Annotated in this window: 13 protein-coding genes and 1 tRNA gene; 9 read left to right on the top strand and 5 right to left on the bottom strand. The window is 60.0% G+C overall.

The annotated features are described in order from the left end of the window. Positions 1-2 precede the first annotated feature (2 nt). Positions 3-971 carry a biotin synthase BioB gene (gene bioB / locus FHS83_RS03165; protein WP_167080826.1) on the bottom strand — a complete coding sequence of 323 codons (969 nt, stop codon included), beginning with the start codon at positions 969-971 and terminating at the stop codon, positions 3-5. Between the two features lie 127 nt (positions 972-1098). Here bioB and bioD point away from each other — a divergent pair, with 127 nt between their 5' ends. The 3 genes from bioD (at position 1099) to FHS83_RS03150 (ending at position 2973) form a co-directional block, all read left to right on the top strand. After that, positions 1099-1806, top strand: coding sequence for a dethiobiotin synthase (gene bioD, locus FHS83_RS03160; protein ID WP_167080824.1), 708 nt, complete (start codon positions 1099-1101; stop codon positions 1804-1806). Positions 1807-1920: 114 nt separating this feature from the next. Further along, positions 1921-2006 (top strand) — tRNA-Leu (locus tag FHS83_RS03155). 151 nt (positions 2007-2157) lie between these two features. Next, on the top strand, positions 2158-2973 hold the full coding sequence (locus FHS83_RS03150) for a CHAP domain-containing protein (RefSeq protein ID WP_167080822.1): 816 nt from the start codon (positions 2158-2160) through the stop codon (positions 2971-2973). A gap of 61 nt (positions 2974-3034) precedes the next feature. Here FHS83_RS03150 and FHS83_RS03145 read toward each other — a convergent pair whose 3' ends face one another. Continuing rightward, positions 3035-3214: a hypothetical protein gene (locus FHS83_RS03145; RefSeq protein WP_167080814.1), complete on the bottom strand. Its 180-nt coding sequence runs from the start codon at positions 3212-3214 to the stop codon at positions 3035-3037. Positions 3215-3332: 118 nt separating this feature from the next. On the opposite strand from FHS83_RS03145, the gene FHS83_RS03140 reads away from it, so the two are divergent. Then, the gene (locus FHS83_RS03140; RefSeq protein WP_167080804.1) at positions 3333-3881 is read left to right on the top strand and encodes a hypothetical protein; all 549 of its coding nucleotides are present in this window, start codon (positions 3333-3335) and stop codon (positions 3879-3881) included. A gap of 456 nt (positions 3882-4337) precedes the next feature. Next, the gene (locus FHS83_RS03135) at positions 4338-4742 is read left to right on the top strand and encodes a DUF3106 domain-containing protein (RefSeq protein ID WP_167080802.1); all 405 of its coding nucleotides are present in this window, start codon (positions 4338-4340) and stop codon (positions 4740-4742) included. A 22-nt stretch (positions 4743-4764) separates the two neighbouring features. On the opposite strand, the gene FHS83_RS03130 is transcribed toward FHS83_RS03135, so the two are convergent. From FHS83_RS03130 to FHS83_RS03120, 3 genes are all read right to left on the bottom strand, one after another. Further along, positions 4765-6405, bottom strand: coding sequence for an ATP-binding protein (locus FHS83_RS03130; protein WP_167080800.1), 1641 nt, complete (start codon positions 6403-6405; stop codon positions 4765-4767). Continuing rightward, positions 6402-7220: a sensor histidine kinase gene (locus FHS83_RS03125; protein ID WP_167080798.1), complete on the bottom strand. Its 819-nt coding sequence runs from the start codon at positions 7218-7220 to the stop codon at positions 6402-6404. Before FHS83_RS03125 ends, FHS83_RS03130 begins: the two co-directional genes overlap by 4 nt. A gap of 156 nt (positions 7221-7376) precedes the next feature. Beyond that, entirely contained in the window at positions 7377-9494 is a 2118-nt protein-coding gene (locus FHS83_RS03120; RefSeq protein ID WP_167080796.1) for a M3 family metallopeptidase, read from the bottom strand. 193 nt (positions 9495-9687) lie between these two features. On the opposite strand from FHS83_RS03120, the gene FHS83_RS19595 reads away from it, so the two are divergent. The 4 genes from FHS83_RS19595 to FHS83_RS03100 all read left to right on the top strand — a co-directional run bounded on the left by FHS83_RS19595 (position 9688) and on the right by FHS83_RS03100 (position 14831). After that, positions 9688-10146 carry an Rrf2 family transcriptional regulator gene (locus tag FHS83_RS19595; protein ID WP_167080794.1) on the top strand — a complete coding sequence of 153 codons (459 nt, stop codon included), beginning with the start codon at positions 9688-9690 and terminating at the stop codon, positions 10144-10146. Positions 10147-10288: 142 nt separating this feature from the next. Next, a complete protein-coding gene (locus FHS83_RS03110; protein WP_344099831.1) occupies positions 10289-11371 on the top strand; it encodes a LacI family DNA-binding transcriptional regulator in 1083 nt (360 codons plus the stop codon). A 10-nt stretch (positions 11372-11381) separates the two neighbouring features. Then, entirely contained in the window at positions 11382-13154 is a 1773-nt protein-coding gene (locus FHS83_RS03105; RefSeq protein ID WP_167080790.1) for an IlvD/Edd family dehydratase, read from the top strand. Positions 13155-13364: 210 nt separating this feature from the next. Then, positions 13365-14831 carry a sugar porter family MFS transporter gene (locus FHS83_RS03100; protein ID WP_167080788.1) on the top strand — a complete coding sequence of 489 codons (1467 nt, stop codon included), beginning with the start codon at positions 13365-13367 and terminating at the stop codon, positions 14829-14831. The last annotated feature ends 5 nt before the right edge of the window (positions 14832-14836 follow it).

The raw sequence follows: 14836 nt of genomic DNA, 5'->3' as shown, positions 1-14836 counted from the left end.
CCTTACGCCTTGTTCAGTGCCATGGGCGAGATACCGAGTTTGGCAAACAGCCCCATATCCTTTTGTGCTTCGGGATTGGGCGTCGTCAGCAGCTTCTCGCCATAGAAAATCGAATTCGCGCCGGCAAGGAAACATAACGCCTGTGCTTCCTCGCTCATATATTCGCGCCCTGCGGAAAGCCGCACGAAAGATTTCGGCATGGTGATGCGGGCCAGGGCGATGGTGCGGATGAAATCGAATACATCCAGCGGTGCACTCTCGCCGAGCTTGGTGCCTTCCACCTTCATCAGCAGATTGATCGGCACGCTCTCGGGATGTTTTTCCAGTGTCGCCAGGGTGTGGACCATGCCGATACGGTCGGATTGATCTTCGCCCATGCCGACAATGCCGCCGCAGCAGACATTGATGCCCGCCTGGCGCACTGCGCCCAGCGTATCCAGGCGATCCTGATAGGTGCGCGTGGTGATGACGTCGCCGTAATATTCCGGCGAGGTATCGATGTTGTGATTGTAATAGTCGAGGCCAGCGCTTTTCAGCTTGTCGGCCTGGCCACAGGAAAGCATGCCCAGCGTGGCGCAAGTTTCAAGGCCCAAGGCTTTGACTTCCGAAACCATCTCGCACACCGCGTCGAGATCGCGATCCTTCGGCGCGCGCCAGGCAGCGCCCATGCAAAAGCGTGTCGCGCCTGCTTCTTTTGCCTTCTTGGCTTCGGCCAAAACGGCGCAGACATCCATCAGCTTTTCGGCCTTCACGCCCGATTTGTGATAGGCGCTTTGCGAGCAATAGCCGCAATCTTCCGGGCAGCCGCCGGTCTTGATTGAGAGCAGGGTGGAAATCTGCACTTCATTGGCGGGGAAATACTTCCGGTGCACGCTTTGCGCTTCGAACAGAAGATCGGCGAAAGGCTTTGCATAGATCGCTGCCAGTTCTGCGCGCGTCCAATTGTGCCGGATCTCGGAATGTTCGCTCATAGCCTGCCTTGAACAGTTGCGATATTCAGTTGACGGCCCCCGATTATAGTGGCCATCCCTTGGATGCAACGGGAACCCGCCTTGGCGCCTTCTCGTTGACCTCGGTTAAGCAAGAGAACTTCCCAAAATGAGCGGTATTTTCATTACGGCTACCGGAACGGGTATCGGCAAAACCTTTATCACTTCGGGGCTATTGCGCTATTTGAACGCGAATGGCCGCCCAGCAGAAGGCTTCAAGCCGGTGATGAGCGGCTATGAAGGTCCTGCGGGCAGCGATGCCGCCTCGCTCCTCGAAGCTATGGGCAAAATGCCGACGGATGATGCCGTGGCCGAAATCTCGGCCTTCCGTTTCAAGGCGCCGCTTTCGCCCGATATGGCGGCGCTCGCCGAGAATCGCTGCATCGATTTTTCCGCCCTCACGCAGTTCTGCCATCAGGCGGCGTCGCGCTCCGGCACGGTGCTGATCGAGGGCGTCGGCGGTGTGATGGTGCCGCTTGATACTGAGCATACGGTGCTTGATCTGATGGCGCTCCTGCGTCTGCCGGTGGTGCTGGTGGCGGGCTCGTATCTCGGCAGCCTCAGCCACACCCTCACCGCGGCTGTCGCGCTGAAAGCGGCGGGGTTGACCACGGTGACGGTAGTGGTGAATGAGGCGGGCGCCGGGCCGGACGCGCCTGCGATTCCCTTGGCCGATACGGCGGCGAGCCTGCACCGTTTCCTGCCCGAATTTGAGGTCGTGACCCTGCCGCGTAATCCCCAAGACATGGATTTCGCCCCCGTCGCCTCCGCCATCTTCCGGGAAAGCGACAAGACCGCCGCCGCGGTCACGGATTAGCCCCATCGCCGCTCTTGCCGCAGCCAAAAAGTCGTGGCGGCAGCGGCGTCTAGCGTTGACCGGGGCGTCTTGATCAGTATAGTCCCCGGCCTCCATTCGCTTTTTTCGCAGGATGCCCCTGTGGCGGAATGGTAGACGCAGCAGACTCAAAATCTGTCGCCTTTACGGGCGTGCTGGTTCAAGTCCGGCCAGGGGCACCAAAAGCAGCGCAGTGTGCGCGCTAGGCTTAAGCGAAGCCCTCAATCCCCCCTCAGTCGCGCAACGCTTTTCGCATTTGCAACTGATCTGCATTTAATTCTTCTAAATTCGTGCTATAGATGCGGCGAGTATAAAATCTTGTTGGGGTTGTAGGTGAGCTTATCCATCCCCGCTCCGGTCGAGGCCTATCCCGGTCACGCGATAAAAGAAGGCGAGCCGGAAGTTGCGCTGGTCAAAAGCCTGCAAGCGGCCTTGCAGGCCCATGGCTATGGCCCCTTTGCCGATGGCGTTTTCGATGCGGCCATGACTGCGGTGGTGAAACTCTTCCAGTCTCAGCATGTCGATGCGAAGGCGCGGCCGCTTGATGCCGACGGCATTATCGGGCCGCTCAGCTGGGGCGCGATCTATACCCAGGCACCGCAAATCCCTTCGGCAACAGTTCCTGAGGTGATGGCGGCGGCTGTTGCCATAGCCCAAGGCGAAATCGGCACGCAGGAAAGCCCGGCCGGGGCCAATCGCGGCCCGCGCGTGGATGACTATCTCAGAAGCGTCGGCATCGACCCAACGCATGGCACGCCTAATGATCGCTTCTGGTGCATGGCCTTCGCGTATTTCTGCGTCAATACGGCGGCTACGCAGAAAGCCATGCCAAATCCGCTTCCCAAAAGCGCCAGCGTGCTCGGCCAATGGCACGCCTGCCAAAATCGCCCCGGTGTGCGCGCCATCCCCGCCGATCAGGCGAGAAGCAATCCGGCGCTGGTGCGTCCCGGCCAGCTTCTCATCCTCGATCACGGTGGCGGCCTTGGCCATACCGGCATCGTCACCGATTGCGACGGCCCGCATCTGACCGTGGTGGAAGGCAATTCCAGCGGCAAACCTAATGACCGTAACGGCGTCGGCGTTTTCGAAACCAAATTCCGCAAGCTTCAGGATAGCCAAATCGCAGGCTTCATCGAATACGGTGTGTGACGCTAGTTACGCCTGACCGCCGCCACCGTTTGGTGTGATTGTTGCTTATGTCTCTGTACGTTTACATTTGTCCAGAGAGCGTCATGACCATCAGCGCCACCATCTCAAATCCCTTTTTCCCGGCGAACCGGACTGCGGCTCCAACAAAACAGGCGGATTTTGCGGATATTTCATCGCAGCCTTCAGCGCCGGCGAGCGCTTCGAACACCACGGCAACGCCTTCGCTTGCCGGGCAAAACATTCCCAACACCTTGAGCGGGGAAACTACTGCCGCGCTCTTAGGTTTACAGGAGATCGATCCTTCTACCTCCGCGTCGCCCGTCGTGGAACCCCACATTGCGGTTCAAGGCAGGCGCGACGTGTATGGCAGCATCGTGCGGCTGAGCGACTTCAAGGCGAAGCCAATCGCCGAACTGCCAGAAGATCAGTATCAGGAAGCGATCCGCGGCATGGAGCGCGGGTTGGAAGCCTCCGCTATGAGCGAAGAGAACATGATCGCGCCCGATACGTCCTATCTCGCCAACCACCCCGCCATGAAACCCTATGCGACGGTCCAGGTGGGCGGCAAGGTGGTGGCGACCATCGATAACCAGGGCGTGATGAGCACCTCTGACGAGATCTATGAAAAGCTGAAAAACCTTGTGCCTAATGACGTGAATGGGACCAATGGCCCGGATTTGGCGAAGGCCCGTGCGGACAAAATCGCTCAGGCCTTGGGTGGCAAAGTGGTTTCATCGCTCACCGCCATCACCCAATCGCAATTCAACGCCAACCCGATTGATCAGGAAAAACTGCGGCCCCAAATCAATCTTGAAGCAATGAAGCAAGACCCGCTTTATGCGCAGATACAAGCCATCAAAGCGCAACGCGCCGCTTTCCTCAGCGCCGCCGCAACGCAGCCTTCTTGATGGCAGAGAGCGTGCGCTGACGCAGAAGGCCGCTGACGGGGCGAATGAGCAGCCAATAGGGCGTGAACCTCAGACGGGCCGAGCGGTTCGCGCAGTGCACGCGTGTTTCGGTGACAAGCCGGGTTTGTCCGTCCGGAGTGCGATGGGCCGCGAAGGCAAGCACAAGCTTGGCGCTATCCTCCGCGTCATAAGCCAGAAAATCCGTGCCATCAGCAATCGGAACCAGCCCGTAATTGGGCTTCCAGAACTGGCCAAAAGCGAAAAACCAGAATCAATCCCTTGTGGATTTTGTGATGCGCGCTCTAGGGTGGGTTCAGCCCGCATTGCGCTCAGGTCTGCCCTAAAACGGTTGCCTTTGGCGAACGTTTGTGTGCGAGAAACTACGGAGTGGAATCTGTGCGGGCGGAATGGGAACCTCATCCGGCTTTCTGGTTCACTGCGCGAAGGAAATCTGCTGTGTCACGCACTTACGTCTGGATGCCTGCACTGGCGGCAGCCTCGTTCGTCTTCGCCGCGGCGCAAGCTCAGGCGCCCTATTGCGGCGAGGATTATGGTACCGGCGTGATGGGCTCGCTCAGCCAAGAGCAACGCATGATGCATTATGCCGAGGTGCAGGACGCGGTCGCCAACCTCTCTCCCAATGATATGCGCAGCTTCCGCTCGGACCTGCGCAACCATGTAAAGGCGATGACGCCTGCCGAACGCATGCATTTTGCGCAAGATCTTACGGCAAAGTGGAAGGCGCTGGCCCCTCAGCAAAGGGCTAAAATTCAGCAGAGCTTCACCACCTACAGAAACGACGGACGCTGGGGCGCGCTCGGCATGCGGCAAGGCAAAAGCATGGGCGGCTGCTGGTGGTAGTGTAAAAGGAAACTGCCCGCCTCTAACCCGGCTTCGCCTTCGCAGGCGCACGCCAGCGGCGGACGATCTGGGAAAGTTCTTCGCGGCTGATATCGGTGCTGCGCCACGCCGCCGAAAAGCTCTTGCTGGGCGTGTGCGCGGCGCGGGCTTGGCGTAGCTCCTTGAAGCGGATGCGCATCGGCATCACCGAGCCTTGGCCGAGCACAATGGCCTCGCGGTCGCCGAGCAGCGGCAGGAAATCCAGCATGTCGATGGCGCCTTCATGGGTATTGGCGCGGATCACCGCCTGATCGCGCTCGGTCGAAAGCCGCATGGCGATCACGGTCGAACATTGTGAAAGTATTGTCTGATCGAGCTCTGAGGGGCGCTGTGTAATCAGCGCCAAGGAGACACCGTATTTGCGCCCTTCCTTGGCGATGCGGGCGAGCGCTTGGCGTGTGGGCAAAAATTTGCTGCCGCCATCGGCGGGGGCATAGCGATGCGCCTCTTCGCAGACGATCAGCACCGGCAGCCGCGCCTCGCTCCAGCTTGCTAGATCGAAAGCAAGGCGGCTCATCACCGAGATCACCACATCCAGGATTTCTCCGGGCACAGTGGAAAGGTCCAGCACGGTGATCGGCTTGCCATCCACGGGCACACGGAAGAGTCGGCCCAGGACATCCGTCATGGTATCTTCGATCATCACGCTGCCGAACATGAAGCTATAGCGCGCATCGCTGACCAAGGCTTCCACACGGCTCTTCAGCCGTTTGAAGGGCAGGGTATTGAGCGTGCGATCCAATCGGCCAAGCTGCTCATCGATATAGGCGATAAGATCGGCAAGGCGGAACGGCACCGGCGTGTCCACCGTGATAACGGTGGAATCGGGACGGCGCACGCGGCCCGCATAGGCATCCGAATAGCGCCTTTTGGCCCAGACCACGGCGTCGGAAAGGATTTCGATCTGGGCGTCGCGCTGTTCATCCGGTGTGGTGAATGCGACCGACAATTCCTGGAAATTCAAGAGCCAGAAGGGCAGGTTCAAGGTGGAGGGATCGACCAGCTCGGCTTCCTTGCCGAAGGCGGCGGCATATTCTCCGTGTACGTCGAGAACCACCACGCGCGCCTGGCGGTATTCCGGCAGAATGCCTTTCAGGATGCAGATCAGCGCGGTGGATTTGCCGCTGCCGGTGGTGCCCACGATCATGAAATGCTTGCCGAAGAGGTCATCCACCAAGAGCCGCGCGGGCACGTCGGGGTGCAGATAAAGGTTGCCGATTTCGATGGTGGAGATGTCAGGGCGCGTATAGACCAGCGACAGCACCTCGCGGTCGGCAATCTGCACCGTATCGCCCAGTGTCGGCAGGCTGGTGACGCCGCGGCGGAAGACCTGCCCCTTGATCGGGTCAAGGATGATTTCTCCGGCAAGGTTCAGTTCGATGAGATGCACTTCCTCGCCCGATGTGGCATCCGGCATCGGCACGCTCAAGGCTGAGACGAGACCCACCACCAGCGCATGCGGCGTGGGAATGACCAGCGCCGCGCCAATCTCAACCCGAGACGATTGTCCGGCGCTGCGCTCCATGATGGCAACGGCCTGTGCGCCTGTTACCGAAACGATATGGCCGACGCGCAAGGCGGGCTGGGCACGCTGGCCCGGCTTATGTTCTGCTGTGGAGTTCATGGCTGACTCTCCTCGGCGGGAATCGTGAAGGCGACGGTGGTGCCGCGGCCTTCAAAACTGTCGATGTGAAGCTTGCCGCCGTGTAGCTCGATAAGCGCCTTGGCGATGGGAAGGCCGAGGCCTGTGCCTTCATGGGCGCGGGTATGACCGCCGCGTACTTGCCCGAAAGGCCGAAGCGCGAGCTGCAGCCCAGCCGCGCTCATGCCACATCCGGTGTCGCGGATAGAGACGGCAACGGTGTGCGCGTCCACGGCCACGGCGGCCAAGGTAATCGATCCGCCTTGTGGCGTGAATTTGTTGGCATTGCTGAGAAGGTTGATCAGAACCTGTTTCAGGCGCCGTGCATCGCCGATCACGCGCGGCAGCTTTTGGGGCAGCATCACCGAGAGTTTTTGGCGCTTGTCGAGCATGCGCGGTTCGACCAGCGCGGCGGCATGGATCAAAAGCTCCCGCAAATCGTGGCTGTCGCGGTCGAGTTCGAAGGTACCGCTCTCGATCTTGGCAACATCGAGAATGTCGGTGATGATTTCCAGAAGATGGCGTCCGGCGCCATTGATGAGCCCGGCATATTCCACGATCTTTTCGAGCGCCATCGGCTTTGGTCCGGTGATCAGATCGGAAAATCCGATGATGGCATTGAGCGGCGTGCGCAGCTCATGGCTCATATTGGCGAGGAACTCGTTTTTGGCGCGATTGGCCAAGGCTTGGTCCATGGCGGCAGCCTTCAGCGCCTGCTCCCCGCGCTGGCGCGAGACGCACTGCCCCATATCGAGGGTGTAGCGGGAAAGAAGCGAGGTCCGGCCGCGGGACGGCATGGCAATACGTGCGAAGGTTGCAAATCAACCTTAGCGTTAACGGCCTAAGCAAGAATTAAGGTACGCGTGTAAGCCATTTGAAATGGTCGCCTCGAGCCAAAGAAAAACGCCGCCCCTTTGATGGGACGGCGTTTCCTTTACGTTTCTAAAAAGCGATCAGGCGACCGGAAAGCCGCGATCGCGCATCAGTGCATCCACCGTGGCATCGCGGCCGCGGAAGGCGCGATAGGCATCTGCCGCTTCCACCGTATTGCCGACGCTGATGATGTCGTCATGCAGCTTCTTGCAGAGCGCCTTGTCGTAGAAGCCGCCAGGGGCTTCCTGGAAGGCTTCCGCCGCATCGGCCACCAGCACATCGGCCCACATGTAGTTGTAATAGCCCGAGGCATAGCCCTCGCCGGAGAAGATATGCCCGAAATGGGGCAGGCGATGGCGCATGACGATTTCGCTCGGCATGCCAAGGGCGGCGAGGGTCTCCTTCTCGAACACTTTGGCATCGATATCGGCATTGCCCGCCAGATGGATTTTGAAATCCACGATGGCCGAGGAGAGATATTCGACCGTGGCAAAACCCTGATTGAAGGTCTTCGCGGCTTTCAGCTTCTTCACCAGTTCTTCCGGCATGGGCTTGCCGGTTTCGACATGCAGGGCAAAGCGCGACAGCACTTCATGGGTCGGCAGCCAATGCTCGTTGAGCTGGCTCGGGAACTCCACGAAATCACGCACCACATTGGTGCCCGCGAGTGACGGGTAGGTCACGTTCGAATTCATCCCATGCAAGGCATGGCCGAATTCATGGAACATGGTCGAGGCGTCGTCCCACGAGATCAGGATCGGCTTGCCATCCGAGGTCGGGATGAAGTTGCAGTTGTTGGAGACGATCGGAGAAATGTCGCCTTTGAAGCGCTCCTGGGTGCGGTATTCGTTCATCCAGGCGCCCGAACTCTTGCCGGCGCGGGCATAGGGGTCGAAGTACCACAGCGCCAGATGCTTGCCGCCGCGGGTGACTTCGAACACGCGCACATCGGGGCGCACGGTGGGAAGGCCTTTGACTTCCTTGAATTCCAGCCCATGGACTTGGTTGGCGGCCCAGAACATGCCTTCGCGGATTTTCTCGAGCTGCAGATACGGCTTGATGGTGGATTCATCGAGGTCGTATTTCGCCTTGCGCACCTTCTCGGCATAGAAGCGATAGTCCCAGGGCGCGATTTTGACCCCGGCTTTTTCGGCATCGGCGATCTTCTGCATATCGGCCACTTCTTCGTGGACGCGCGCCACCGCCGGCTTCCACACCTTCATCAGAAGGTCCATCACCGCTTCGGGTGTCTTGGCCATCTGATAATCGGTGATCCAATGGGCAAAGGTCGGATAGCCGAGCAGTTTGGCCTTTTCGGCGCGCAGCTTCAGGATCTTGGCGATGATCTTGTTGTTGTCATGCGCGTCGTTGTTGTCGCCGCGCGAGGTCCACATGCGGAAGGCTTTTTCGCGAATGTCGCGGCGTGTGGAATAGGTGAGCAGCGGCTCCATTGCCGAGCGGGTATTGGCGAAGACGTATTTGCCGTCGAGCTTCTTTTCGGTTGCAGCGCTGGCTGCCGCCGATACCAGCCAATCCGGCAGGCCTGCGAGATCGGCTTTTTCGAGGGTGAGGAAATGATCTTCCTCGTCCGCGAGCTCGTTCTGGCTGAATTCGGTATAGAGCGAGGCGAGCTGCAGATTGACGTCCGCGAGGCGCTTCTTATCGGTCGGGGAAAGGGCCGCGCCCTGCTGGGCGAAACGGCGATAGGTCACCCAGACCAGGCGCTTCTGTTCCGGCGTCAGGTTCAGGCTGTCGCGCTTGTCGTAGACGGCCTTGATGCGCGCGAAGAGGGCGGGGTTCTGCACCACCTCGTCACCGAAGGCAGCGAAGATCGGGGTCGCTTCCTTTTCGATGGCCTGCATCTCTTTCGAGTTCATCGTCGAGGTGTAGATGTTGAAGATCGAGGCGGCGCGGCCAAGCGGGCGGCCGGCATCTTCCAGGGCGGCGATGGTGTTCTCGAAGGTCGCCGGCGCCTTGTTATTGGCGATCTTGGCGATATCGGCACGGTTCTCTTCGATACCCGCTTTGAGGGCAGGCATGAAGTCGGCCAGGTTAACCTTGGAAAAGTCGGGTACCCCGCCATAGGGGCCGGTCCAGGGGGCGAGCAGAGGATTGGTGGGGGCGGCGGCGGCCATGGGCTCAATCGTCGACAATGCGGTTACGGCTGCTGAGGCTAGCAGAAATGTACGTCTTTGCATGTGCTTCCCTGGGGATTTGCGGGGTCTGACCATCGCGCCTAGCGGGGGTGGGCTCAAGCCACAGCCCCGTGACGAACCGCGTCAGGATGTCATAGGTCAAAGGAGTAACGCAAATACTTATCCCCCCTGTCATGGAGTATCATCCACCCAGGAACCGCATGCCAAAAAAATAGCGGTCTTGGGAGAAAATGCCGTGCGACTTACTCTGCACACAGACTATGCGCTGCGCATGCTGATGCTGCTCGCGCTTGAACCAGAAGAATTACATACAATCGCCAGTGTAGCCCAGCGCTACAGGATTTCACGCAATCACCTGATGAAAGTGGCGCAGACCCTTATTCAGGCGGGCTTCGTTGCCAGTGTGCGCGGACGGCATGGCGGCTTGCGGCTGGGCATGGACCCGGCGGCGATCCGGGTGGGGGCCGTGGTGCGGGCGACGGAAGATGGTTTCCATCTCGTCGAATGCTTCGACAAGCGCCGTAACACTTGCGTGATCACACCGGCTTGCGGGCTTAGGAAGCCCCTGGACGAGGCCATGGCGGCATTTCTAGAGGTTTTGGACCGCACCAGCCTCGCCGACGTCGCGCAGACCCCGGGCAAAGCCACACGCATGCGTCGGCTTTTGACCGACGGTGTCGCGGCTGTCGCCTGACCTGGCCACAAGGCAAGCACCCAGGACTAGTCCATTGGTCGGTTTCGACAAACGCATCCGCATGGACTAAAGATGGGCAAACGTAAAGAATCGGAAGCGGGCCCGCTTTTCCGGGCCCGGTCCTAGTGCGCGGGCCCAAGCATTGGATACTAAGAAGCCTTCCTCCCGTAAGCAGCGTGGTGCGACCACCATTTTGGACGTGGCAAGACGTGCGGGCGTTTCGCCCATGACCGTCAGCCGGGTGGTGAATGGCGAAAAGAATGTCCGCCCGGCTACACGCACTGCGGTGCTGGCCGCGGTCAAGGCGTTGAATTATTCGCCCAATCCGGCGGCCCGATCGCTGGCGGGGGCCGAGGCTGCCCGTATCGGCCTGATCTATTCCAACCCCTCAGCGGCCTATCTCACCGAGTTTCTGGTCGGCGCCCTGGACGAGGCGAGCCGGACTTCGGTGCAGATCATGCTCGAGAAATGCGAGGCCACCTCGGCGGCGGAACGCGCGGCGGTGCGAAAGCTCGTGGCATCCGGGGCCGCAGGGGTCATCCTGCCGCCGCCTTTGTGCGAATCCCATGATGTGCTGGACGAGCTGCGCATCACTGGCCTGCCTACCGTCGCAGTGGCGACCGGGCATTCGGGCAAGGAAGCCTCTTGCGTCCACATCAATGATACCGCTGCCGCGCGCGAGATGACCAATTACCTTCTGGCTTTGGGGCACCGGCGCATCGGCTTCATCAAGGGTCATCCCAACCAGACCGCCAGTCAGGAGCGTGAGAAAGGCTATCTCACTGCGCTTTCCGAAGCCGGGATCAAAGCCGATCCGGCGCTGATGGTGCAGGGCTATTTCAGCTACCGCTCAGGTCTTGATGCCGCTGAAACCTTGCTCTCGGCCAAGCAATTGCCGACCGCGATTTTCGCCAGCAATGACGATATGGCCGCGGCTGCCGTTTCGGTCGCGCATCGCAAGGGTCTCGATATTCCGGGCGATTTATCCGTTGTGGGCTTCGACGATACCGCCATCGCCACCAATATCTGGCCGGAGCTGACCACCATCCGCCAGCCGGTCACCTCGATGGCCGAGATCGCCATTGATCTCATTGTCCAGGCGATCCGCACGGTGAAGCGTAATGGCGGCGAGTCAAAACCAGTCGATCATCTTGTCACCTACACCTTGATCAAGCGCGGCTCGGCGGGTGCCCCAAAGGGCATCGTGCAAAAGCCTGCCGAGTAAGCGAGCGACCATGCAAAGGCCGAAGAAACGCTTCCGCTCTCGCGATTGGTTTGATGATCCCCATCGCATGGATATGGTCGGCCTTTATCTCGAGCGCTGGATGAATTCTGGTTTCACGCCGGAAGAATTCCGCGATGGCCGCCCCATTATCGGCATTGCCCAAAGCGGCAACGAGCTCAATCCATGCAACCTCGTGCATCTGACGCTGGCCCAGCGCATCAAGGATGGCGTGCGGGATGCGGGCGGCATCGCGCTCGAATTTCCGACCCATCCCTTGTTCGAGAACTGCCGCCGCCCCACCGCCGCGCTGGATCGAAACCTTGCCTATCTTTCCTTGGTCGAGATCATGCACGGCTATCCGATCGATGCCGTGGTGCTCACCACGGGCTGCGATAAGACCACGCCGTCTTCGGTCATGGCCGCATCCACGGTCGATATTCCCGCCATCGTTCTTTCGGGCGGGCCGATGCTGGATTCCTATGCCGATGGTGAACTTGCCGGTTCCGGCACGGTGATTTGGCGCAACCGCAAACGTTTGGGCGCGGGCGAAATCACTGAAGAAGAGTTCATCGCCGCCGCGGCTAAATCGGCGCCCTCGCTCGGTCATTGCAACACCATGGGTACGGCCTCCACCATGAATGCGGTGGCTGAAGCGCTTGGTCTTTCGCTGCCTGGCTGTGCGGCAATTCCCGCGCCTTATCGCGAGCGTGGCCAGATCGCTTACGAGACCGGCAAGCGCATTGTGGCGATGGCATATGAAGAGCTGACGCCCTCGAGAATCCTCACCCGCCAAGCGTTCTTGAATGCCATTGCGGTGATCGCGGCGATCGGCGGCTCCACCAATGCCCAGCCCCATATTCACGCCATGGCGCGCCATGCCGGTGTGGAGATCACGCCGGAAGATTGGATGGCGGCGCATGATATCCCGCTTATCGTCAATATGATGCCTGCGGGCAAATATCTCGGCGAGCGCTTCCATCGTGCGGGCGGCGTGCCTGCGGTACTGTGTGAACTCCTTGGTGCTGGCCGTATCGATGGTTCGGTCATCACCTGCACCGGCAAAGCCCTCGCGGAGAATGTCAAAGGCGCCCATTCCACCGACCGCGAGATGATCACCGCTTACGACAAGCCTTTGCAGGAACATGCGGGCTTCATGGTGATGATGGGCAATCTCTTCGATTTCGCGATCATGAAAACCAGCGTGATTTCGGAAGAGTTCCGCCGCCGCTATTTGTGCGAGCCTGGTCGCGAAGGCATCTTCGAAGGCAAAGCCGTGGTCTTTGATGGCTCGGATGATTATCACGCGCGCATCAACGATCCCGCGCTCAATATCGATGAGCGTTCCATCCTCGTCATCCGCGGTTCAGGCCCCATCGGCTGGCCGGGTTCGGCGGAAGTGGTCAACATGCAGCCGCCCGATGCGCTTCTGAGGAAAGGCATCACCTCTCTGCCGACCATCGGCGATGGGCGTCAATCGGGCACGGCGGATAGTCCTTCCATTCTCAACGCGGCACCCGAAAGCGCGGTGGGCGGCGGGCTCTCCTGGCTTGTGACGGGCGATATCATCCGCATCGATCTGACGACCGGGCGTTGTGATGCCCTTGTCGATGAGGAGGAGATTGCACGGCGCAAGAAGGACAAGCCGCCAGCAGTTCCGGAAAGCCAAAGCCCCTGGCAGGAAATCTATCGTGCCGGGGTGGGGCAATTAGATTCGGGCGCGGTGATGGAGCTTGCGGTCAAGTATCGCGGCATCGCCAAGAAGACGCCCCGGCATAATCATTGACGCGTTTTGAGCGGCATCCCCATTATGCGGCCGCAAAAGGCCGCGCTAAGGTGGCCGATAAACAAGCCTTGAGCGGCTGAATTGCCGCTCGCATCTTGGTAGCGCTACCGCTAGGGTGGCCCGCCGAATGCGGCGAACAGAAGAACCCGGCAGGCCGTTAAGAGCCTGCTGGCGGGGAGAACGGGACGATAGTCCGCGAGAGGGGTAACCATGGCGAAGACCAATTACGCACTGATTACAGGATTGACGGTCGCAGCTACGTTGGGCGGCCTGTTGTTCGGGTATGACACGGCCGTCATCTCGGGGGCGACGGATGCGATCAAGGTGAATTTCGTTGATCCCCGGCATCTGGACGAAGGCACCGCCAATTTCCTGCATGGCTTCGCGGTTTCCTGCGCACTTTTGGGCTGCGTGCTTGGCGCGCTTGCCGCCGGTCCCATCTCCACCCGTATCGGCCGCAAATGGGGCCTTCTGATTGCGGGTGTTTTGTTCTTCCTCTCCAGCGTGGGCGCGGGTTACCCCGAATTCATCTGGAGCGCGTTTGGCGCGGTGGGTGAGAAAGCTCTGCCGGCCTTCATCTTCTATCGCGTAATGGGCGGGGTCGCGATCGGCATGGCCTCCATGCTGGCCCCGATGTACATCTCCGAAATGGCGCCGACCAATATTCGCGGCATGCTCCTCACCTTCGAGCAGATCGCCATCGTGGTGGGCATCAATCTCGTGTACTTCGTGAACTTCTTCATCCAATCGGGCCGCAGCCATGATTTCCTGATGCGGGAAGGCTGGCGCTTCATGCTGGCCTCTGCCGCGATCCCGGCGACGCTGTTGATCGTCTTCATGTGCTTGGTGCCGGAAACGCCGCGCTTCCTGGTGCTAAAGGATCGCCACGACGAAGCCAAAGCGCTTCTCAAGCGCCTTTTCGGCAGCGCCGAAGAAGCCGAAAAGACTCACGCCGAAATCAAGGCTACGCTGGTCGAACACACCCGCCCGCTGTTTTCCTACGGCGTGCTCATTCTGGTGGTTGGCATTCTTCTGTCGGTGTTCCAGCAGGCCGTCGGCATTAACGCGGTGCTCTATTTCGCCCCGCATATGTTCGAGAATATGGGCTCGACGCCGAACGAAGCCTATCTGCAATCGGCCTGGTTCGTGGGTGTCTCCATGACCCTCTTCACGCTGGTTGCCACCTTCACGGTCGAGAAATTCGGCCGCAAGCCGCTGCTCTTCTGGGGTGCGGTGGTGATGGCCGTCGCCATGGTTACCTTGGGCTTCCTCTTCCACCTGCACCTCGTCAGCGCCACGGGAGCCTCGGGCGCCGCGGCTGGCGGGTCCTCTGTTCTGGCGATTGCGGCGGTTGTCCTCTACATTGTGGGTTTCTCCTTCTCCTGGGGCCCGATCGTCTGGGTGCTTCTGGCTGAAATCTTCCCCAATTCGATCAAGGGGCAGGCCATGTCCATTGCGGTTGCGGCCCAGTGGATCGCCAACTTTATCGTCTCGCAGACCTTCCCGATGATGGACGGCTCGACGGTTCTCAACCAGAATTTCAACCACGGTTTCGCCTATTGGATTTATGGCGTCGCTTCGGCGCTTGCAGCCTGGTTCGTCCTGCGCTACGTGCCCGAAACCAAAGGCCGGTCCCTGGAAGAGATGGAACAGGTCTGGCATCGCAAGAAGGCTTGACGGGC

The sequence above is a fragment of the Rhizomicrobium palustre genome, assembly GCF_011761565.1.
Lineage (GTDB): Bacteria > Pseudomonadota > Alphaproteobacteria > Micropepsales > Micropepsaceae > Rhizomicrobium > Rhizomicrobium palustre.
The sequence above is the reverse complement of the archived record's forward strand: the minus strand, read 5'-3'. Positions and strand labels throughout refer to the sequence as shown.

What these genes read in the sequence shown, in the direction of transcription:
- bioB (WP_167080826.1), bottom strand. Translation starts at nt 971, where the DNA reads ATGAGCGAACATTCCGAGATCCGGCACAATTGGACGCGCGCAGAACTG.
- bioD (WP_167080824.1), top strand. Translation starts at nt 1,099, where the DNA reads ATGAGCGGTATTTTCATTACGGCTACCGGAACGGGTATCGGCAAAACC.
- FHS83_RS03145 (WP_167080814.1), bottom strand. Translation starts at nt 3,214, where the DNA reads ATGTTTTGCCCGGCAAGCGAAGGCGTTGCCGTGGTGTTCGAAGCGCTC.
- FHS83_RS03130 (WP_167080800.1), bottom strand. Translation starts at nt 6,405, where the DNA reads ATGAACTCCACAGCAGAACATAAGCCGGGCCAGCGTGCCCAGCCCGCC.
- FHS83_RS03125 (WP_167080798.1), bottom strand. Translation starts at nt 7,220, where the DNA reads ATGCCGTCCCGCGGCCGGACCTCGCTTCTTTCCCGCTACACCCTCGAT.
- FHS83_RS03120 (WP_167080796.1), bottom strand. Translation starts at nt 9,494, where the DNA reads ATGCAAAGACGTACATTTCTGCTAGCCTCAGCAGCCGTAACCGCATTG.
- FHS83_RS03105 (WP_167080790.1), top strand. Translation starts at nt 11,382, where the DNA reads ATGCAAAGGCCGAAGAAACGCTTCCGCTCTCGCGATTGGTTTGATGAT.
- FHS83_RS03100 (WP_167080788.1), top strand. Translation starts at nt 13,365, where the DNA reads ATGGCGAAGACCAATTACGCACTGATTACAGGATTGACGGTCGCAGCT.